We start from the raw sequence: 18,475 nt of genomic DNA on the forward strand, positions 1-18,475 counted from the left end.
AACGGGGCCTCCCTGGCAGTCTGTGTCGTGTCGCAACTACCAGTGTGTCAGACCGTCCCGTTGTCCGCCCCTCCCCGATTTTCCGTCATGAACCATTTTTTTGCCTGTCGAACAGGCATGGCGGTGATAACGGCATAGTAGGCGCCGTCGCGACCGCGTTCCAGTTCAATGCTGGCCGTGGAGTCGTATCCGCCGCCTGTCTTTGACAGAAGAAGGCGTCCGTTCTTCTGTTCCCATACGGTGTCGTAGTTCTGGGCAACGTCGAAAACGAAGTCCTCGACCGAGGCATACCTGGCCCGTTGAATGCGCTCCGCCTTGCCAGCGTCAATGTGATCGCGCCCGTATGTTTCGGACGCGCCACGACGCATCCGGATCGGACCCGGAGGGTAGCGACCGCCGGCAGCGGATTCAACAGCGGCGTCGATTTCTCCAAAGTCAAGCGTACCGTTCGGCGCCCGAACGAAGTCCTCGGGTGGAGAGGCTCGCCCCTCATTTGACGGATCGCCCGGGGCGTTGGGGACACGCGGTGCCGCCACGGGGGGCGTGCCGGCCTGGGGCGCCGCACCGCGCCGGTTCAGCCCCCCCCAGGTGGTCCTGGATCGGCACCGCTTCATAGCGGTCCGTGTTCAGGGCCTCGACGGCGCGGCGGTCGAAGGTCTCCAGGATCGCGTCGCCGGTTCGCCGGTCCCGGATCACCCAGCTCGCCGTCCGGTCCAGGGACGCCCCGGTAACGGCCGGGCGTTGCGTTTCCGCCGGCGCCGGGAGCGCCGCCCCGTCTGCGACCTCAGGGGCGCTCCCGGCCGGACCGGTGTTGTCTTTGCGGGGCTCCCGGGGCAGTGGCCGCACCGCCCCGGGCGGGAACGGTTCGATGTCACCGGTGCCGTCCAGGCGTACCGCGATCTCACCCCCGCCGGCGGAGACCACGGTGCCGGCCCCGTCAGCGACCGCGACGCGCGCCCCGACCGCGAGGGCTTGGTCACCAGGAACCCGGCGCATCTCGCCAGCGAGGGCGCGGCGGGCGAACGCCTCGCCCTGATCGTCCACATATCCCCGCTCGAGGGATCCGAACGCTTCGGCCTCACCGCTCCCCCCGCGAACGATGCGCCCCTCGGGGTCGACATGGTAGGGCACGCCGTCCCGATCGACATAGGCCCCCGGTTCGAGCTGCGCCCGCGCGACCAGGGCGTCGCGCTGGTCCTGGCGCGCCCGCCACCGATCCGGGGCGGTGTCCACGATCATGTCTTCGGTCAGATCCAGCGGCGGCGGGTCGTCCACCACCATGTCTTCTGTCAGGTCGAGGGGCGGCGGCCCGGCGTTCGCTCCGCCCGGTCGCTCGGGGATCAGGTCGTCGAACAGGGACGGGGGCGCCCCTGTGGGGGCGCCGGCGGAGGCCGGCGGGGGCGGGGCCGGCGCTGGCGCGGACGCCGCGTTGATGGCGTCCTCCATCGCCGCCTTGCCTTCGCCGATGATTTCGTTCGGGATCGGCGAACGGAGATCGCCTTCGTTGAGGTCGACGGTTTCGACGGGCGGCAGCCCGGCCGGTTGGGGGGGCTGGGCCTGAAGGTCGCGCAGCGCCACCGGCTCCAGATCGCCGGTGTCGTCGAGCCGCACCATGGCGCCGCGCCGGTCGACGCTCTCGACCGTGCCGGCAACCGGACCGTCGGGCGTGGCGACGGTAACACGGGCGCCGGGCTCGGGCTTCGGGCCAGGGGGCAGGGGTGGGGAGGCGCCCGGGGCCTCCGCGAACCCGTCGTCGCCGTCGCGCAGGTCCGCACGCGGGGCGGTCGGGTCGGTGGCGCCGCCACGCTGGCGGGCGAATGTCGAAGCTACAACGGAGAAAATCGCGCCAACGGCGCCACCGGCCGCCGCCGATTCCCCCGCGCCTTCGAGTACGTCGCGCTCCGGGTCGTACAGCCCGGCCGCGATCAGGTTGTTGCCGACCGCGTTCAGAGCCTCCTGGGCTGCCTCTTCGCCCATGCCCTTGAGCCCCTCGGCGATGATGCGCCGCATCCGGCGACCGCCCACCGCGTCCAGACGCTTGAGCACCTGGCCGATAGGCAGGCCCTCCCCCGCGCCCACGGCGGCACCCCCCGTTGCGGCCCGATAGGCCGTCTCCAGGTCGGCGCCGCTCTCCAGGGCCTCCCGGAAGGTGTCGGTGCTGTTGACGGCTGCGCCGGTTGCGCCGGCGGCCAGGGCAGCCGGCACCCGCGCCGCCGCACCAGCCGCCCCCGTCGCGAGGAACGCGCCCGTCGAGCCCAGGGCGTTTGGCACGGTGTCGCGCCAGAAGTCGCCCTTGTAGTCCGGGTTGCCGTGCAGCGGTGCGCCAGGCTCGTCGTACAGGTCGCGCACGGCCTCGCCGGCCCCGTAGAGCGCGGTCTCACGCGGGTCCGTCAGGGTCGGGGCGACGTCTGCGATCTCACCCTCGATCCTGCGCCGAAGAGCCGTCGCTTCGTCGGTGTCGCCCGCCTTGAGCGCCCGCCAGTAGCGCGCCGCATCGCGCAGGACCGTGGTGTCCCGGCTGTCGAGGGTGCCCCAGACCTCACCCGGACGCCCGCCCTCGGCCGCGACCGCATCCAGACGGTCCATGGCCTCCAGAGTGCGGCGCCGGGCGCGCTGCGCGGCCGAGTCCACCTGCCCAGCCAGGATCGCGGGGGCCTGAAGGGCCGACGCTCCCGCTGCCGCAGCACCGGCGCCGAGCTGGCGCACGAAATGGTCGGCCGTGCCGATGTCGGTGCCGGCCTGTTCGCCCGCTTGCGGACGCGCGGCCGGGATCAAGTCATCAAAAAGCCCGCCGTTCATGGGCGGGCTTGGTGCGGGCGAGGACTGCGGGATCAGGTCGTCGAAGAGACCCGCCCCCGCCCTGACTTCAACAGCCATGCTACGGCGCCCCCGGCAACGTCAGGCCATACTGGCGCAGGCGCGCCCGCACGGCGGCCGGGTCGGCGCCGGCGGCGATGGCCCGTTGCGCCTGCTGAAGCGCCTGCTCGGCGGTCACGCCAGCCGGCAGCCCGGTTTGCTCCGTCGGCGCCTGCCCCGCCGAGAGGGACACTCCGTCCCCACCATGCGCCCCCTCGCGCGGCGTCACGCCGGTTGGGATATCCATCGACACGCCGTTGCCCGCTCTGGGGGCACTGACCGGCGCGGGGGCGTGCACTACAGGCGGGGGCTCCGGCGGCCCGAACAGTTTGTCCGCCGCCACGCCGCCCCCTGGCATGGCGCGCAAGGCCGCCTCCACGTCCTCGTTCGACGGCTCTCCGTAGCCCGCCCCGTTCGCCTTCGCGCGCCGCCGCGCCTCGGCTAGCATCTGGTTAAGAGCCAGAGGGGGCCTGTCTTCACTGGCCGCTCCCTCCTGGCGCGATCCCAGCGTGTGCAGCCGATTCGTCGTCGTGTCGACCTGATAGGACTGGCGCGGGTCGAGCCCGTGCTGTTCGACCTCCTCCGGGGTCAGCGGACGATACTGCCCGCGTCCGGCCGCCGTGCGGGCGAGCGCGTTGCTGTGGCCCACCGCCGCCATATCCCGGTCATGACCGAACCGCCGGTCCAGCATGCCCCTGTCGTGCTGTTGCCGGGCCTCCCGGTCCTGGACGCTCCAGGCCCGATCGCGCAAAGCCTTTTGCTCCTCGTAGGCCATCTTGGCCTCGGCGATGCGCTGTTGGCGCAGGTCCTCGCCGCGTGCGACCAGGCCCGTGCCCAGGCCGGTCAGGGCGCCACCGAAAGCGGCCAGCAGTCCGTTCGCCATCAGATCGCCTCCTGCTGCTGCCGCGGCGGCCCCTTGCGACGCCGCTTGCGCGCCCGCCCGGCGCGACGCGCGGCCCGGCTCGGCGGCGGGGGCTCCTGGCCCGCGCCCCGGCCCGGTGCCGGCGCGGCCCCGCCCTCCATCTCGGCCATGCGGGCTTCAGCCTCCCGAGGGTCAATCAGGCCGGCCCGGCCGGCCAGGTCGGCGTAGCGCGTGACGATCTCCAGGAAGGCGTTGGTCGCCTGCTCCTCGGTCATCTCACGGCCCCGGATTTCCTCGACGGCTTCGACCGCTTCGCGGGTGGTGTCGACCAGGGCGGCGAACATCATGTCCTGGGTCACCGGCCGGCCGGCCTCGCGCGCGCTCACCAGCACACGGACAGCGGCCTGGGCAATGGGCTCGATCAGGCCCAGGGCCGGGTCGGGCGCGGCCTCGACGCCCGCCTTCACCGCTTGGAACACGCCCTCGGAGTACAAAATCTGGCGCATGGCATCGAGCGTCTGGTCGTACAGGCGCATCTCCTCGGGTGCGCGCTCTCGACGCTGCGGGCCCTCATCCCGGCCGATGCGCCGGTGCCGGCGTGAGGGAGGGCCATCATGACAGATGACCTCCCCGAAATCGCGCCGTCCGTCCGCCAGCCGTGGGCCTGGGCCATCATCCACGGCGGCAAGGACGTCGAGAACCGGTCAGCCGCCGCCGTGCGCCACGGCATGAGGCCGGGCCGCATTGCGATTCACGCCGCCAAAGGGCTGACCCGCGCGGAATACGAGGATGCCCGCGATGTCATGGTCCGGATCGGAGTGGCTTGCCCGCACCCGAGCGACTTGATCCGTGGCGCCGTGATCGGCAGCGTCACGGTGACCGCCGTCGTCAACGCTAGCGACAGCCCGTGGTTCTTCGGGCCGCGCGGACTCGTGCTCGCGGACCCCAAGGATTGTGATCCGATCCCGGCGCGCGGCGCTCTCGGGTTCTTTCGCTGGTTCGGTGGCGGCGAGCCTCTTCTGGCCGCGCCCTTGATGCGTCATTGGCCGAACGGCCCGCACCCCGGTGCGCGTGCGGTAAGCCCCCCGACCGCCCCCACGCCGGACCTGTTTCGCGAGGCGCCGGGATGACCCACCTCTTCGCGCCACAGGCCGCTCAGGCCGAGATCATTGTCGACAGCTTCGCCGGTGGCGGCGGCGCGCGCGACCCCTGGCGCACGGCGGCGGAGATCATCGACTGGTCACGGCCCTGCCATTCGATCTTCCTGACGCCGGACGCGGCCCGTGCGGTCGGCGTCAAGCGCCCGCTGGCCGAGGCCACGCTGCGCCGCGTTGCCCGCGGCGTGGTGCGCTATGTGCTCGACCATCCGCGGCCGTTTGTCATTCCGGTGACGCACGGGGGCGATGCCCGCTGCTGGGATTCGGCGGAGCCCCTGCGAACGATCACGACCGCCCGCCGCGGGGAGATGATGGTGGCGGTGCCGTCGCTGGTGCAGACCGGCTACGGCGAGCGTTCCGGCCAAGCCCCGCGCGTGCCCGGGCTCGGCAAGCCGCTCGGGACCGCGGTGGCCGGCGGCACCAAACACGCCCTGGTCGCCGCCTTTCTGGCACGGCACTACACGGACCAGGGGCAGCGTCCGGGCACGCCGCTGGACGAGCCGATCAGCACCGTCACGGCCGTCGACCACCACTCCGTGATCGCGGCTCACCTGACGCAGTTCCGGGGGTCGAACCGGGGCAGCGCGGGCGACCCGCGCGATCCCCTCGCCACCGTCACCGGCCAGGGCACCCACGCCGGCCTGATCGCGCCGTTCCTGGCGCGGTACTACGGCGAGGGCGGGCAATGGGCGGCCGTGGATGAACCGCTGTGCACCGTGACGACGCGCGACCGCATGGCGCTGGTGACCGTGCATCTCGATGGTGTGCCGTACGTCATCGCCGACATCGGGATCCGCATGCTGAGCCCACGTGAACTGTTCCGCGCCCAGGGTTTCCCGGACTCCTACGTCATCGACCTGGAGATCGGCGGCCGGGCGGTCAGCAAGGCGCAGCAGGTGCGCTGCGCCGGCAACAGCGTGTGCCCGCCGCTGGCGGCGGCCTTGGCGCGGGCCAACGTGCCCGAGCTGGCCGCCGGCGCCGAGAGACGGGAGGCCGCCGCGTCATGAGCGCTGCCCACCGCACCTCGCCCGACACGCGCGGCTGGCCACGTCTGATGCGCCGACAGACTGTCGCGGCATATCTGGACGTGTCGCCCGCAATGGTCGACACTCTGGATCTGCCGTCGCACAAGATTCGGTCCATGCGCTACTGGCTGCGCGACGAGGTCGATTCCTGGATCGACCGACAGACCGGCCGCACCAGCGAGCCGCATCCAGCCCAATGGCTGGAGCAGTGGGGATGACGGGGCAATGACGGTCCTGCGACTGCGGCACGTCCAACGCATCCGCTCGCGCGGGCGGACGTATTACTATCACCGGCCGACACGCACGCGCCTGCCCGGCGAGCCGGGTAGCGCTGAATTCATGGCCGCCTACGCGGCGGCCGAGGGGCAGATGGCCCCGCCCCCAACGCCCGGCACCCTGGGCAGTCTGATCGAGGCCTACCGCGCGAGCCCCGAATATGCCGCCCTGGCCGTCGAGACCCGGCGGGACTACGCCCGCGTGCTGGACTGGCTGGGCAAGGGGCGCGACACCCCCTTGCCGGCGGTCACGCCGCGCTTGGTTTTTGCCTTGCGTGACAAGGCGTTCGAGCAGCACAAGCGCCGATTCGCAAACTACTTGGTGCAGGTGTTGAGCCTGCTATTCAACTGGGGAAAGCCGAGAGGATTTGTCGCCACGAACCCCGCCGAGGGCGTGGCGAAAATCAAGAAACCGCGCGGCGAGAAGAAAGCCAACCGGCCCTGGCAGTGGGAGGAACTGGCCGCCGTGCTGGAAGCCACCGCCTCGCACCCCGGCATCCGTGCGGCCGTGGCCCTGGCTGCGTTCACCGGCCTGCGCCAGGCCGACTGCCTGTCGCTGCCCTGGTCCGCGTGTGCGGACGGGCGCGTGTCGGTGCGATCACACAAGACCGGCATGTCCATTCGCGTGCCGATGCACTCGATGCTGGCCGAGGTGCTGACCGCGACGCCCCGCCGCTCGCCCATCGTGGTGACGGGGCAGGGCGGGGCACCCTACACCGGCTCGGGCTTCCGCGCCGAACTGCGCAAGATCATGAAGCGACTGGAAGGGGCCGGTCAGGTCCAGGCCGGCCTGACGTTCCACGGCTTGCGCCACACAGCGGGGACCATGCTGGCCGACGCGGGATGCGACAGCCGCGACACGCGCGAGAACAGACGCGGACCGCGCTGTAAAACAGCAGGGGCGAGAGTGTAAAACACACCCTCGCCCCAGCAGGTAACTCATTGAGAAATATGGTGCCCAGGGACAGAATCGAACTGCCGACACGGGGATTTTCAGTCCCCTGCTCTACCAGCTGAGCTACCTGGGCGCTCTCTGACCCGCGTCGCGCCAAGCCCGACCGGGGGGCGGCCAGTGCCGCCGTGGGGACGCTTTCTTAGAGGACTTTCACCGGGCTGTCAAACACCCTGTTGACGCTACAGCCGATTGCGACAAAGCGGACTCGCGGCGCGATTTCGGTTTGCCGCAAAAATCGGCTGAGACTCATATAGTTAGCTGGTTAGCGCGGAGTCACGCGATCAATCCGAACCACGCCGTGTTTCCGATTGATCGCGATCCGCGCTGGTGACGCTCCGACGCGCGACGGCCCCCACGGGCGTCCGGCCACGGACCCTGCGTCCGACCGGGACGCTGCCGTCATGCGGGAGGGCTCACCCGGACGGGCCGGGCGTGCCCACAGGGGCCGCAGCAACCCGACCACGCGTCCCGGCACCGAGGCGCCAGCGCCGGCGGCTGGCGATCGGCGCTGTGCGATGGATCACCACGCGGACGGCGCGCGGCAGCCGCTGGGCGATGTGGCCGAGCCCGTGGTCCAGGGCCGGCAGGCGGTACCGCAGCCAGCGGATGCCACGCCGGGCCACGACGGACTCTCGCGCCAGCAGGAAGGCGCCGAGGGCCAGGAACACGATGCCGAAGGGCAGGGGAGTCGGACCGGTGATGGCACCCAGGATCAGGCACACCACCCCGGCGCCCACCCCGGCCAGGCGGCGCACCGGTCCGCGCCGCCGGTGCGGGCGGCGGGCGGCGCGGGGGGCCGGCACAGGGGCGGGGGGCGTTGCGGTCGTCATACCGCAGGATATGGCGCCGCCCGAGTGAACCGCAAGCCGCGGCGGACCCTACAGCCGATTGCGCCCCCCCGAACTCGCGGCGCGATTTCGGTTTGTGGTGATCATCGACGGTGACTCATCCATTGGTCGCGATCCGCGTTAAAGCAGCCGCAGCGCCAGGAAGCCGCCCAGCAGCAGCACGAACCCGAGGGTGACCAGCAGGCCCAGCCGGCGCTCGATGAAGGCGCGCATGGGCGGCCCCCACTTCCACAGCAGCGCCGCCACCAGGAAGAAGCGGGCCCCGCGCGACAGCACCGAGGCGACGGCGAACACGGCCGGGTCGAGCTGGGTCACCCCGCTGGCGATGGTGATCACCTTGTAGGGGAACGGCGTCGCGCCGGCGCCGGCGACGATCCAGGCGCCCCATTCATTGTACAGGGCCTGGAACTCGGTGAAGCGGTCCAGGTAGCCATAGAACGCCAGCACCGGCTGTCCTACCGCCTCGTACAGGAACAGGCCGATGGCGTAGCCGGCGAACCCCCCGGCCACGCTCGCCACGGTACAGACGCCGGCGATCAGCCAGGCGCGGTGGGGCCGGGCCAGGACCATCGGGATCAGCAGCACGTCGGGCGGAATGGGAAAGACCGAGCTTTCGATGAACGAGATGAGCGCCAGGATCCACAGCGCGTGCCGGGTCTGCGCCATCCGCATGGCCCAGTCGTAGGTTGTCCGCAGCACCGCCTGTCTCCGCTCTGATCCGTCGTGCGGCCGGCCCACGCCCCCTGCTCCCCCGGGGCGTGGCGTCGCGCCGCCCGGGTTCTAGCAGGCGGCCGCGGCCGTCACAATGCGGCGTCACAATGCGGCGCCACCATGCGGCGTCACCATGCGGCATCGCAGCAGGGGGGCAGGTCACACGGGCCGGGCGACGACCCCGGCGGGGCGGCGCCCCCAGCGGCTGACGATCAGCACGCCGGCCAGCACGATCAGGCCGCCGGCCAGGGATTCGACCGCCGGCACCTCGCCCAGCCACACCAGGGCGATGACCATGGCCAGCGGCGGCTGAAGATAGATCACGCTGCCGAGGATGGAGGCGGGCGCCCGCGACAGCGCGTAGGCCCAACTCACGTAGGCGATCATCCCCGGGCAGACGCCGAGGTAGACCACCGCCAGCGTGGCGTCGAGCGGGGCGGCCCGCACCGCCGTGGCCAGACCCGGCCCCCACAGGACGGCCATCACCGCCGTCGCGGCCCAGATTCCGCAGGCGGTGATCTGAAGCGCAGAGTAGCGACGCAGATACGGCTTCTGGAACACGAAGAAGATGCTGGTGGCGAGCGTGGCCCCCAGGACCAGGGCCACGCCGGTGAGTGACGAGCCGCCGTCGGGGGCGGCGCCTTGGCCGAGCGCTACCAGGATGACGCCGCCGAAACTGACCAGCGAGCCGGCCCAACCCAGGGCGGTGAGGTGCTCGCCCAGGGCGGCCACCGCCAGCAGCGCCATGAACAGCGGCATCAACGCCACGATCAGGGCCGCGGCCCCGGCGGTGACGGACTGTTCTCCGAACGTCAGCCCGCTCTGGTAGACGCCGATGCCGAGCAGCCCAAGGCCCAGAATCGCCGGCAGGTCGCGCCCGCGCGGCAGCGGCATGCGGGTGACCGCGGCCAGACCCGCCAGGGCGATCGAGGCCAGCAGGAAGCGCAGCAACACCATGTGACCGGGGTCGTAGCCCGCCAGACCGGCGCGAATGCCGGGGAAGGCCGACGACCACAGGAGGACGGTGAGGGACACGGCGCCGATCGTGCGGATGTCCATGGGGCGGACGACTCCGGTTGGACGAGGGGAAGGGCTGGTTCGGGCTGGACTGCGGCCACTGTTACCGGCCGCGCCGCCGGCGTCAACGCAGGGTGGATGCGGGCAGGCCGGCGCGCGCCCCGTCCGGCGCCGGGCGCGACGATCAACCCGGACGACGATCAGCCGTGACGACGATCAACCATGACAGCGGAGCGCAGGCTTGAAATCCGACCCCTCCGCGCATATACTCCACCTTGGAGCCGAATGCCGCAAAGCGGGTTCGGACCGAGAGGTGTGCTGGCGGCCGTACCGGAGCCGGGGCACCGTCATCGCTTCAATGGAGGATGAAACGATGATGGACGTTCAAGTCCACGATCTGCTCGTCGACAGGGGATGCCGGCCCGGCCACAGGGACGGCGCGAATCCCCCATCCTGGCTGTCCCGAACAGGGACTCATCGACATCGTCATCGACACCGGTGGTGTGCTGCGCCAGGCGCGGCGCCGGGTCCGGTCTGACCGCTCCCGGGACGTGACCCCACGGCCGCGCCGCGACACGTGCGGTGGCACGCAAGGACGAGTCTCACGCCCTCGTCCGGGAAGACGAGTGTCACACCCTCGTCCGCTGACCGTGCCGCCGGAACGCGTGGCCTGTTCGCGGCGTTACGCGATCATCGCGGATGCCGCCTCGACCCCACGCCAGGAGACCGCACCATGACCACCGCGACCAAGACCATGCCGACGCTGCCGGTCCTTTCGGAGGACGGCGGCCTCGACCGCTACCTGCGGACCATCCGGCAGTTCCCCATCCTCTCGCCGGAGGAGGAGTACATGCTGGCGCGCCGCTTCCACGACCATGACGACGTGGACGCGGCCCACACCCTCGTGACCAGCCACCTGCGGCTGGTGGCCAAGATCGCGCTCGGCTATCGCCACTACGGGCTGCCCGTGGCCGACCTGGTGTCCGAGGGCAGCCTGGGGCTGATGCAGGCGGTCAAGAAGTTCGACCCCGAGAAGGGCTTCCGCCTGGCCACCTATGCCATGTGGTGGATCAAGGCCTCGATCCACGAATACATTCTCAACAGCTGGTCGCTCGTCAAGATCGGTACCCTTTCGGCCCATAAGAAGGTGTTCTACAACCTGCGCAAGATCAAGGCGCGCCTGGGCCTGCTCGACAACCGCGACCTGTCGCCGGATGAGGTGACCCTGATCGCCGGCGAGCTGGGGGTGTCCGAGACCGACGTGACCAACATGAGCCGGCGCATGGCCGGCCGCGACGGCTCGCTGAACCGTGTCGTCGGCGAGGACGGGGACATCGAGATGATGGACCTGCTGGAGGATGAGCGGCCCAACCAGGAAGACCTCCTGCTGGAGCAGTCCGAGTCGGGCTACCGGATGGGGCTGCTCGACGGCGCCATGGACGGCCTGAACCCCCGCGAGCGCGACGTGTTCACGCGCCGCCGCCTGTCGTCCGACCCCGAGACCCTGGAGGACCTGGGCAAGGAGTACGGTGTCTCGCGCGAGCGCGTGCGCCAGATCGAGAACCGGGCTTTCGAGAAGGTGCGCAAGGCCGTCCTGCGGCATGCCGCGGACAACAACCGCCGCGCCATGGAAACCCGCGAGGAGGGGCTCGCGGCCGTGGCGGCCGCCTAGAGCCGAGTGTTCGAAATCGGACCCGCAGATGCGGTCCGATTTCGAACATGAATCGGCTTTACAGTATTGATTTTAGAGCAGAGACGCGCCCAACCGGACTCGCGACGGGGTTCGGAGTGATGGCGTGACTCCACGCCAAATGTATGAGTCGCGGCGGATTATGGCGACACACCGACATCGCGTCGCGGGCCCGGTTCGTCGCGAGTCCGGTGTGTCGCAATCGGCTGTCTTGCCGCGCGTCGGCCCGGCGTGACGGGCCCGCCGGACGGAGTCTCTCTCGTCTTCCCGGTTTCGTCCGTCTTCCCGGTTTCGTCTTCGCGGCCTCGCCGACGCCCCCCGGCTGCCTAGTCCTCCAGGCGCACGATGACGTCGACGCTCTTGACGCGGGTGCCCTCGGGGGCCTGCGGCACGGCGGCCACGGTGATCTGATCGGCCGGGATGTCGGTCAGGGTGCCCTTCGATTCGTGGAAGAAATGGTGATGGGCGCTGGTGTTGGTGTCGAAGTAGGAGCGCCCGGCTTCCACCACGATCTCGCGCAGCAGGCCGACCTCGGTGAACTGGTGCAGGGTGTTATACACCGTTGCCAGCGAGACCCGCACCCCGGTCGCCATGACCTCCGAATGCAGCATCTCGGCGGTGATGTGCCGGTCCCCCTGGTCGAACAGCAACCGGGCGAGCGCCAGCCGCTGCCGCGTCGGACGCAGCCCCACGGTGCGCAGCCGGTCCATGGCGGCGGGGTGATGTCTCATGGCCTGTGCCTCACTGTCTTCGGCGTGGCCCGACCCTGCCGCGCCGCGACCGGGGGCGGCGCGGCAGGGTCCGGGATCAGTCGCCGGTCATGATGCGGTCCACCAGTTCCCGCACGGTCGGCACCCGGCCGTTGGCAAAAAACGGATCGCTGGCAAAACGATACGCATTATGCCCGGCGAACATCAATTCATTCTCGATATCACCACCATGGGCGATCGACTGCAAGGTTTTCTGAATGCAGAACGACCTGGGGTCGGCGCGGCGCCCAGTTGTCCCGCTTTCCTTTTCTGCCCAGTTGGAAAACGAGCAGGCCGACAGGCAGCCCATGCAGTTGATCTGGTCCCGCAGGATCTCCTGCGCCTTCTGCGGCGTCACGTAGATCAGCGTGTTGTCCGGGGTGCGCAGGGCCTCGGTATAGCCCTCGGCCATCCAGCCCTTCACCTTCTCCAGCGCGCCCTGGGGCACGAACACCTGGCGTCCCCGCGCCCCGACGGCCAGCGCGGCGTCGTGGGTCTCGTCGGGTTCGCCGGCGTAGGGCACCTGGCGCTCGCTGCGTTCTTCCAGCTCGCGCAGGAAGTCGTTGCGGACCGCGGACGAATAGAACCCGGTCGGGCTGAAGCGGTGCAGCAGCACGTCGCCCTTGGCGAGGCGCAGCAGGCGGCTCTTCCAGGACTCGGGGATCGGGCTTTCCTTGGTCAGCAGCGGGCGGGTCCCGAACTGGAACGCGATCGGCCCCAGCTCCGGATTGTCGATCCAGTCGTTCCACTCTCGCAGGTACCAGACGCCACCGGCCATGAAAATCGGAACTTCCGGGGTGCCGGCCTCGCGCATGCTCTTGCGCAGCGCGGCGACGCGCGGGTAGGGCGACTGCGGCTCGCGCGGGTTCTCGTTGTTGGACAGGCCGTTGTGGCCGCCGGCGAGCCACGGGTCCTCGTAGACCACGCCGCCGAGCCAGTCCGCGTACTTGCGGTAGGAGCGCTTCCACAGGGCGCTGAAGGCACGCGCGGAGGAGACGATGGGATAGTAGTGCACCCGGAACTTGTCGGCGATCTCCGCCAGACGGTAGGGCATGCCGGCGCCGCAGGTGATGCCGTGGATGAGCCCGCGCGCGCCCTCCAGCACGCCCTGGAGCACCCGTTCGGCGCCGCCCATTTCCCACAGCACGTTCATGTGCAGCCGGCCGCGACCGCCCGCCATGTCATGGGCGATGCGGGCCTGGGCAATGCCGCCGCGGATGCCGTAGGCCACCAGTTCCTCGTGGCGCTCGCGCCGCGTCTTGCCCTTGTAGATCTGCGGGATGAGGCGGCCGTTTTCGTCGTAACTGTCGGCGTTGACGCCCGAGAAGGTCCCGACGCCGCCGGCGGCGGCCCACGCCCCGGCGCTCATCCCGTTGGTCACGGCGACACCCTTGCCGCCCTCCACAAGAGGCAGGACCTCCCGTCCCGAAATAAAGAGCGGATTGAGAGGCTTCACAATCTATCCTTTCGCCGTCTCCAGACATGGATGGTACGCGGCGGCATGCCGCCCCGTCCGGGCCGTCGCGACCGCCGGCGGCGCGCGGCCGCGATCGTCGTCCGACCCTTCGGCAGCGGTGCCACAGAGGCGAGGCCACGGAACCGTTACGACGGCGGTTCCCGTTTGGTGCTCTCGCGTCCGGCGCGCTGGTGGCCTCCCGCGGCCGCGGCCGGCGGGAGGTGCCGTCGGTCCACCCCCGGGGCGGGGGCCGCGCGGCCGGCCGCCCTCAGGCTCCGGCCAGCGGCAGCAACGCCTCCGGCCGATCGGTGATGATCGAGTCGACGCCCCAGTCCCAGAGGTTCGCGGCCCGACCCGGATCATTGACCGTATAAACCATGACCCGATAGCCCGCGTCCAGCACCTCGGCCACCCCGCGTGCGCTCAGCAGCTCTGCGGCACAGTGCACCGACCACGCCTCGACCGCGGCGGCGCCGGCCTGCCAGTCGTCGGTGAGGGCCTCCAGCACCAGGCCGCGCGGCCATTGCGGCGTCATCTCGCGGGCCACGGCCAGCGCCACCGGGCTGAAGCTGGAGACCAGCAGCGGCGGGGCATCGGCCGGCCACAGCTCGCGCGCCACATCGAGGCAGACGCTCGCCGTCTCCGCCTCGCGGCCCGGGTCGGGCTTGAGTTCGATATTGGCGCCCATGCCCATCTCGACAAGAAGGTCGAGCACCTCTTCCAGGGTCGGCACCAGTTCGCCGGCGAAGGCCGGGTCGAACCACTGGCCGGCGTCCAGGTCGCCGAAGGCGGCCAGCGGCGTGTCGGCCACCGGCCCGTGGCCGTCGGTGGTGCGGTCCAGGGTAGCGTCATGGAACACCACGGGACGGCCATCGGCCGTCAGCTTGACGTCGAACTCCACCCAGGGCGCCCCCAGCGCGTGGGCCCGGCGGAACGCCGCCAGGGTGTTCTCGGGCGCGGAGGCCGACGCGCCGCGGTGGGCGATGACGCGGGGCACGGCCGGGTGGGCCGGCGGCAGAGGGGTCACGGTCATGGAGGGATCCCGGTCGCGGGGAAGATCACGGCGCCGGGAGAGCGGGGGTCACGCCAGCGCCTCGGCAACGAAGTCGAGCCGGTCCTGGCCCCAGAACGGCTCCTCGCCCACGATATAGGTCGGCACGCCGAACACGCCAGCGGCGATGGCGGCGTCGGTGTGGGCCTGGCGTTCGCCCTCCCAGCGGTCCGCCTGGGCCTCGGCCTCGGCGAGCAGCGCCGGCGCATCCAGGCCGGCCGCGGCGATGATGGACTCGACCACGGCGCGCTGGCCGACGTCGCGGTTGTCCACCCAGAGCGCACCCCCCAGGCGGGTGGCGAGATCGAGCGCGTCGCCGCCCTGCGCCTTGAGCGCCAGCACGCAGGCCGCCGCCAGCCGCTCGTCGCAGGGGAACGCATCGGGGTGCAGCACCAGGGTCAGGCCCAGGCGCCGGCTCCAGCGTGTCAGCTCCCAAAGGCGGTAGTCCTGGCGCGACTTGGGCCGCTGCGGCAGCGGCAGGCCGCCGGTGGCCTGGAACAGCCGCCCGATGTCGAGCGGGCGCACGTCCACGGCGGCGTCGGCGCGGGCGGCGAGGGTGGCCAGGCGCGGTCCGCCCAGGAAGCTCCAGGGCGAGTTGAGGGCGACGTAGTAGGTCACGGTCATGGACACGGCCGACCTCCCGGATGGGGTGACGCGACCACGCTATTTTAGACCAGGTGGTCCACTTTGGCAAAGCACACGCTCGTGGTCGTCCCCCGTGACCGTCCCCCGCTGACCGTCCGGTGACGCCGCGGGCCGCGTGATTGTCCGCGCGCGCGGCCTCGGCTATACCCCGCGGCATGACACTGCCACCGGCCCCGCATCCGCTGCTCCTGGCCCTCGCCGCCGCCGTGCTGTCCGCCGTGGCGGTCCGGCTGGTCGAGCGGTGGCTGCGCGCCCGCGCTCTGCTGGATCACCCCAACGCCCGCTCCAGCCACAGCGTGCCGACCCCGCGCGGCGGCGGCCTGGCGGTGCTGGGGGTGGCGCTGCCGCTGCTGGCCTGGGACGCCGCGACGCGGCCGCCCGACGCGGCCGGCGGCGGGATCCCGTGGGTGCTGGTCGCCGGAACGTTGGGGCTGGCGGCGGTGTCCTGGTGGGACGACCTGCGCCATCTGCCCGCGCGGGTGCGGCTGGTGGCGCATCTGGCCGCCTGCACCGGGGCGCTGCTGGTGCTGCCGCTGCCCGGGCCGGTGTTTCAGGGTTGGCTGCCGCCGGGCCTGGACCTGCTGGCGGCGGCCGTCGCCTGGGCCTGGTTCGTCAACCTGTTCAACTTCATGGACGGCATCGACGGCCTCTCCGGCGTCGAGGTGGTGTCGCTCGGCGTGGCGCTGGCCTTGCTGGCGGCCGTGGCGGGACTGGCGGTGCCCATGGGGGCGGCCCTGATCCTCGCCGGCGCCATGGCCGGTTTCCTGGTGTGGAACTGGCACCCGGCACGCATCTTCCTGGGCGACGTCGGCAGCGTGCCGTTGGGCTACCTGCTGGGCGGCCTGCTGGTCATGCTGGCCGGGCAGGGGGCCTGGGCGCCGGCGTTGATCGCGCCGGCGTATTACTGGGCGGACGCCACGCTGACCCTGCTGGCCCGGCTGGTGCGGCGCCGGCCGCTGATGGAGGCGCACCGCGAGCACGCCTACCAGCGCGCCGTCCAGGCCGGCCTGAGCCACGCCCGCGTCAGCCTGGTGATCGCCGCCGTCAACGCCGCGCTGGTCGGGCTGGCGCTGGCGTCGGCGATCGGGTCGCCCTGGCCGCCGCTCGGGGCGGCGGCGGGACTGGTGCTCGGCGCCCTGTGGGTCCTGCATCGGCGGCCGCGGTGGCTGGGGTGACGGGCCGCGCCGCCCCGGGCGATTTCCCCTTGCGCCCTGTGGATGGTCCACCCACGCTGGTGTCAGGGGCGACGGGGCCGGAGTCGCTGCGGTCCCCCGCCTGCACCGCCCGCTCAGACTTGGACCCCGCTGAGATTCAGACAAGGAGGACCTTCCGATGACTCTGACTCCCCGGTTCGCCGTCCTGCTGTCCGGTTGCGGCGTCTACGACGGCGCCGAGATCCACGAGAGCGTTCTCACCCTGTTGGCGATCGACCGCCACGGCGGGACCTATCAGTGTTTCGCCCCCGACGTCGCGCAGATGCACGTCATCGACCACCGCACCGGTCAGCCCACCGACGAGACCCGCAACGCGATGACCGAGGCCGCCCGCATCGCCCGCGGCGCCATCAAGGACATCGCCGACTTCGATCCGAAGGACTTCGATGCCGTGATCCTCCCCGGCGGCTTCGGCGCGGCCAAGACGCTGTGCACCTTCGCGGTGGACGGCCCGGACTGCACCGTGCTGCCGTCTGTCGAGCGCGCGATCCGCGCCGCCCACGCGGCCGGCCTGCCTATCGGCGCGCTGTGCATCAGCCCGGTCGTGGTCGCCCGCGTGCTGGGCGCGGTCACGCTGACCATCGGCTCCGACGCCGGCGTGGCCGAGAAGCTGGGCGCCATGGGCGCCACCCACGAGGTCACCACCCATGGCCAGGTCGTGATCGACCAGCGGCACAAGGTGGTCACCAGCCCGTGCTACATGCTGGACGCCACCGTGTCGCAGATCGCCGAGGGGGCCGCCAACGCGGTCGAGGCCCTGTACGACCTGATCCACAAGGCCCAGGGCGGGCGCGCGGCGGAATAGGCCGCCGCCCCCGGGCCCGCTACCACAGCAGCGGCAGCAGCACCGCCGTCAGCACGCCGGCCAGGCCCATCGCCAGGCTGGCGTGCGCGCCGGTCTCGGCGCCCTCGTGGAAGGCCCGCGCGGTGCCGATGCCGTGGGCCGCCGCCCCCAGCGCCAGCCCGCGCGCGCGCGGGTCGCGCACCCGCAGCGCCGACAGCAGCGGCGGCCCCAGCACCCCGCCCAGGATGCCGGTCAGGATCACCAGCACGGCCGTCAGCGACGGCAGGCCGCCGATGCGCTCGCTGATGCCCATGGCGATGGGGGTGGTGACCGCCTTCGGCGCCAGCGAGGCCACGGTGCTGTCGCTGGCCCCGAACAGCAGGCCGAGCGCGATCGCCCCCAGCGAGGCCACCAGCACCGTCGCCGGCAGCGCCACCGCGACGGCGCGGGCGCTGCGCCGCAGCGTCTCCAGGGCACGGTACAGCGGCACCGCCAGGGCCACCGTCGCCGGCCCCAGCAGCACGTGGATGAACTGTGCGCCCTCGAAATAGCGGTCGTAGGGGATGCCGGTGGCCCACAGCACGCCGGCCAGCGCCACCACCGCCCACAGCACCGGATTGGCCAGCGGGTGCAGGCCGAGCGCGCGGTAGAGGCGGTCCGCCGCCAGATAGGCGATCAGGGTCAGGGTGAGACCGAAGAGGGGGTCGCGGGCCAGATAGACCCAGATGTCCGCCAGGTCCTCCATCGTCAGGGTCTCCGCCCCAGCCGGGCCATCAGCACGCCGCCGACGGCGATGGCGGCCAGGGAGCTGCCGATCAGTGCGGCGGCGATCGGCACGGCCTCATCGGCCAGCAGCGCCAGATGGGTCATCACGCCGACGCCGGCCGGCACGAACAGCAGCGACAGATGTCCCAGCAGCGCGTTGGTGGCACGGGCCAGCGGCTCGGGCACGGCGGCGGCCGGGCCGGTCCACCAGCCGCGCACCACCAGTGTCAGCAGCAGGGCGACCATGCCGATGACCGGTCCCGGCACCGGCAGGGCGAGGGCATGGCGCAGCGCCTCCCCCGCCAACTGGAACACGAGCAGAAGGGCGAGCATGGGCAGCATGGGGCGATCTCCGCGGGACAAGGGGATACAGCCGATCGCGACACACCGGACTCGCGGCGCGATGTCGGTGTGT

Annotated in this window: 20 protein-coding genes and 1 tRNA gene; 7 read left to right on the plus strand and 14 right to left on the minus strand. The window is 71.5% G+C overall.

The features are described from left to right. Positions 1-47 precede the first annotated feature (47 nt). The 4 genes from GGD88_RS09550 to GGD88_RS09565 form a co-directional block, all read right to left on the minus strand. Positions 48-368 carry a hypothetical protein gene (locus GGD88_RS09550; protein ID WP_184434739.1) on the minus strand — a complete coding sequence of 107 codons (321 nt, stop codon included), beginning with the start codon at positions 366-368 and terminating at the stop codon, positions 48-50. A 121-nt stretch (positions 369-489) separates the two neighbouring features. Then, positions 490-2,877 (minus strand): hypothetical protein, encoded by a 2,388-nt coding sequence (locus tag GGD88_RS09555; protein ID WP_184434742.1) that lies wholly within the window; start codon positions 2,875-2,877, stop codon positions 490-492. A 1-nt stretch (position 2,878) separates the two neighbouring features. Further along, a complete protein-coding gene (locus tag GGD88_RS09560) occupies positions 2,879-3,739 on the minus strand; it encodes a hypothetical protein (protein WP_184434745.1) in 861 nt (286 codons plus the stop codon). Next, on the minus strand, positions 3,739-4,254 hold the full coding sequence (locus GGD88_RS09565) for a hypothetical protein (protein WP_184434748.1): 516 nt from the start codon (positions 4,252-4,254) through the stop codon (positions 3,739-3,741). The genes GGD88_RS09560 and GGD88_RS09565 overlap by 1 nt, the downstream gene beginning before the upstream one ends. Before the next feature lie 78 nt (positions 4,255-4,332). Between GGD88_RS09565 and GGD88_RS09570 the strand changes: the two genes are divergently transcribed. Genes GGD88_RS09570 through GGD88_RS09585 form a run of 4 tightly spaced genes read left to right on the plus strand, consistent with a single transcriptional unit; the run spans position 4,333 to position 7,088 of the window. Then, positions 4,333-4,848, plus strand: coding sequence for an ASCH domain-containing protein (locus tag GGD88_RS09570; protein WP_184434751.1), 516 nt, complete (start codon positions 4,333-4,335; stop codon positions 4,846-4,848). After that, entirely contained in the window at positions 4,845-5,882 is a 1,038-nt protein-coding gene (locus GGD88_RS09575; protein WP_184434754.1) for a DNA cytosine methyltransferase, read from the plus strand. Before GGD88_RS09570 ends, GGD88_RS09575 begins: the two co-directional genes overlap by 4 nt. Further along, positions 5,879-6,118 (plus strand): hypothetical protein, encoded by a 240-nt coding sequence (locus GGD88_RS09580; protein WP_184434757.1) that lies wholly within the window; start codon positions 5,879-5,881, stop codon positions 6,116-6,118. The genes GGD88_RS09575 and GGD88_RS09580 overlap by 4 nt, the downstream gene beginning before the upstream one ends. Before the next feature lie 7 nt (positions 6,119-6,125). Then, on the plus strand, positions 6,126-7,088 hold the full coding sequence (locus GGD88_RS09585) for a tyrosine-type recombinase/integrase (protein WP_184434759.1): 963 nt from the start codon (positions 6,126-6,128) through the stop codon (positions 7,086-7,088). Positions 7,089-7,127: 39 nt separating this feature from the next. Here the strand turns inward: GGD88_RS09585 and GGD88_RS09590 are convergent. The 4 genes from GGD88_RS09590 to GGD88_RS09605 form a co-directional block, all read right to left on the minus strand. Next, a tRNA-Phe gene (locus GGD88_RS09590) sits at positions 7,128-7,203 on the minus strand. A 340-nt stretch (positions 7,204-7,543) separates the two neighbouring features. Continuing rightward, entirely contained in the window at positions 7,544-7,885 is a 342-nt protein-coding gene (locus tag GGD88_RS09595; protein WP_184434763.1) for a hypothetical protein, read from the minus strand. A 213-nt stretch (positions 7,886-8,098) separates the two neighbouring features. Beyond that, the gene (locus GGD88_RS09600) at positions 8,099-8,677 is read right to left on the minus strand and encodes a YqaA family protein (RefSeq protein WP_184434765.1); all 579 of its coding nucleotides are present in this window, start codon (positions 8,675-8,677) and stop codon (positions 8,099-8,101) included. Between the two features lie 171 nt (positions 8,678-8,848). Beyond that, entirely contained in the window at positions 8,849-9,748 is a 900-nt protein-coding gene (locus GGD88_RS09605; RefSeq protein ID WP_184434768.1) for a DMT family transporter, read from the minus strand. Between the two features lie 691 nt (positions 9,749-10,439). Here GGD88_RS09605 and rpoH point away from each other — a divergent pair. Further along, complete coding sequence (gene rpoH, locus GGD88_RS09610; protein ID WP_246423682.1) at positions 10,440-11,378, plus strand: RNA polymerase sigma factor RpoH; 939 nt, start codon at positions 10,440-10,442, stop codon at positions 11,376-11,378. A 344-nt stretch (positions 11,379-11,722) separates the two neighbouring features. On the opposite strand, the gene irrA is transcribed toward rpoH, so the two are convergent. From irrA to GGD88_RS09630, 4 genes are all read right to left on the minus strand, one after another. Continuing rightward, a complete protein-coding gene (gene irrA / locus GGD88_RS09615) occupies positions 11,723-12,127 on the minus strand; it encodes an iron response transcriptional regulator IrrA (RefSeq protein ID WP_184434770.1) in 405 nt (134 codons plus the stop codon). A 76-nt stretch (positions 12,128-12,203) separates the two neighbouring features. Beyond that, positions 12,204-13,601 carry a nitronate monooxygenase gene (locus tag GGD88_RS09620; protein ID WP_184434773.1) on the minus strand — a complete coding sequence of 466 codons (1,398 nt, stop codon included), beginning with the start codon at positions 13,599-13,601 and terminating at the stop codon, positions 12,204-12,206. Positions 13,602-13,869: 268 nt separating this feature from the next. Beyond that, the gene (gene ugpQ, locus GGD88_RS09625; RefSeq protein WP_184434776.1) at positions 13,870-14,634 is read right to left on the minus strand and encodes a glycerophosphodiester phosphodiesterase; all 765 of its coding nucleotides are present in this window, start codon (positions 14,632-14,634) and stop codon (positions 13,870-13,872) included. Between the two features lie 48 nt (positions 14,635-14,682). Then, positions 14,683-15,276 carry a 2-hydroxychromene-2-carboxylate isomerase gene (locus tag GGD88_RS09630; protein WP_246423684.1) on the minus strand — a complete coding sequence of 198 codons (594 nt, stop codon included), beginning with the start codon at positions 15,274-15,276 and terminating at the stop codon, positions 14,683-14,685. Between the two features lie 176 nt (positions 15,277-15,452). On the opposite strand from GGD88_RS09630, the gene GGD88_RS09635 reads away from it, so the two are divergent. Together GGD88_RS09635 and elbB are read left to right on the plus strand one after the other, a co-directional pair. Beyond that, positions 15,453-16,472: an MraY family glycosyltransferase gene (locus tag GGD88_RS09635; RefSeq protein WP_184434781.1), complete on the plus strand. Its 1,020-nt coding sequence runs from the start codon at positions 15,453-15,455 to the stop codon at positions 16,470-16,472. Positions 16,473-16,629: 157 nt separating this feature from the next. Further along, positions 16,630-17,316, plus strand: a complete 687-nt coding sequence (elbB, locus tag GGD88_RS09640) for an isoprenoid biosynthesis glyoxalase ElbB (protein ID WP_184434784.1) — start codon at positions 16,630-16,632, stop codon at positions 17,314-17,316. Positions 17,317-17,335: 19 nt separating this feature from the next. Here elbB and GGD88_RS09645 read toward each other — a convergent pair whose 3' ends face one another. Both GGD88_RS09645 and GGD88_RS09650 read right to left on the minus strand, forming a co-directional pair. Continuing rightward, positions 17,336-18,040, minus strand: coding sequence for an LrgB family protein (locus GGD88_RS09645; RefSeq protein WP_184434787.1), 705 nt, complete (start codon positions 18,038-18,040; stop codon positions 17,336-17,338). A 2-nt stretch (positions 18,041-18,042) separates the two neighbouring features. Then, the gene (locus tag GGD88_RS09650) at positions 18,043-18,402 is read right to left on the minus strand and encodes a CidA/LrgA family protein (RefSeq protein WP_184434790.1); all 360 of its coding nucleotides are present in this window, start codon (positions 18,400-18,402) and stop codon (positions 18,043-18,045) included. Positions 18,403-18,475: the final 73 nt, after the last annotated feature.

It is taken from the genome of Roseospira goensis (assembly GCF_014197795.1).
GTDB classification, from domain to species: domain Bacteria; phylum Pseudomonadota; class Alphaproteobacteria; order Rhodospirillales; family Rhodospirillaceae; genus Rhodospira; species Rhodospira goensis.

Excerpts from the sequence above, each read along its gene's own strand:
- GGD88_RS09550 (WP_184434739.1), bottom strand. The coding sequence starts at position 368 with ATGCGTCGTGGCGCGTCCGAAACATACGGGCGCGATCACATTGACGCT.
- GGD88_RS09555 (WP_184434742.1), bottom strand. The coding sequence starts at position 2,877 with ATGGCTGTTGAAGTCAGGGCGGGGGCGGGTCTCTTCGACGACCTGATC.
- GGD88_RS09560 (WP_184434745.1), bottom strand. The coding sequence starts at position 3,739 with ATGGCGAACGGACTGCTGGCCGCTTTCGGTGGCGCCCTGACCGGCCTG.
- GGD88_RS09565 (WP_184434748.1), bottom strand. The coding sequence starts at position 4,254 with ATGCGCCTGTACGACCAGACGCTCGATGCCATGCGCCAGATTTTGTAC.
- GGD88_RS09570 (WP_184434751.1), top strand. The coding sequence starts at position 4,333 with ATGACAGATGACCTCCCCGAAATCGCGCCGTCCGTCCGCCAGCCGTGG.
- GGD88_RS09575 (WP_184434754.1), top strand. The coding sequence starts at position 4,845 with ATGACCCACCTCTTCGCGCCACAGGCCGCTCAGGCCGAGATCATTGTC.
- GGD88_RS09580 (WP_184434757.1), top strand. The coding sequence starts at position 5,879 with ATGAGCGCTGCCCACCGCACCTCGCCCGACACGCGCGGCTGGCCACGT.
- GGD88_RS09585 (WP_184434759.1), top strand. The coding sequence starts at position 6,126 with ATGACGGTCCTGCGACTGCGGCACGTCCAACGCATCCGCTCGCGCGGG.
- GGD88_RS09605 (WP_184434768.1), bottom strand. The coding sequence starts at position 9,748 with ATGGACATCCGCACGATCGGCGCCGTGTCCCTCACCGTCCTCCTGTGG.
- rpoH (WP_246423682.1), top strand. The coding sequence starts at position 10,440 with ATGACCACCGCGACCAAGACCATGCCGACGCTGCCGGTCCTTTCGGAG.
- irrA (WP_184434770.1), bottom strand. The coding sequence starts at position 12,127 with ATGAGACATCACCCCGCCGCCATGGACCGGCTGCGCACCGTGGGGCTG.
- ugpQ (WP_184434776.1), bottom strand. The coding sequence starts at position 14,634 with ATGACCGTGACCCCTCTGCCGCCGGCCCACCCGGCCGTGCCCCGCGTC.
- GGD88_RS09630 (WP_246423684.1), bottom strand. The coding sequence starts at position 15,276 with ATGACCGTGACCTACTACGTCGCCCTCAACTCGCCCTGGAGCTTCCTG.
- GGD88_RS09635 (WP_184434781.1), top strand. The coding sequence starts at position 15,453 with ATGACACTGCCACCGGCCCCGCATCCGCTGCTCCTGGCCCTCGCCGCC.
- elbB (WP_184434784.1), top strand. The coding sequence starts at position 16,630 with ATGACTCTGACTCCCCGGTTCGCCGTCCTGCTGTCCGGTTGCGGCGTC.
- GGD88_RS09645 (WP_184434787.1), bottom strand. The coding sequence starts at position 18,040 with ATGGAGGACCTGGCGGACATCTGGGTCTATCTGGCCCGCGACCCCCTC.
- GGD88_RS09650 (WP_184434790.1), bottom strand. The coding sequence starts at position 18,402 with ATGCTGCCCATGCTCGCCCTTCTGCTCGTGTTCCAGTTGGCGGGGGAG.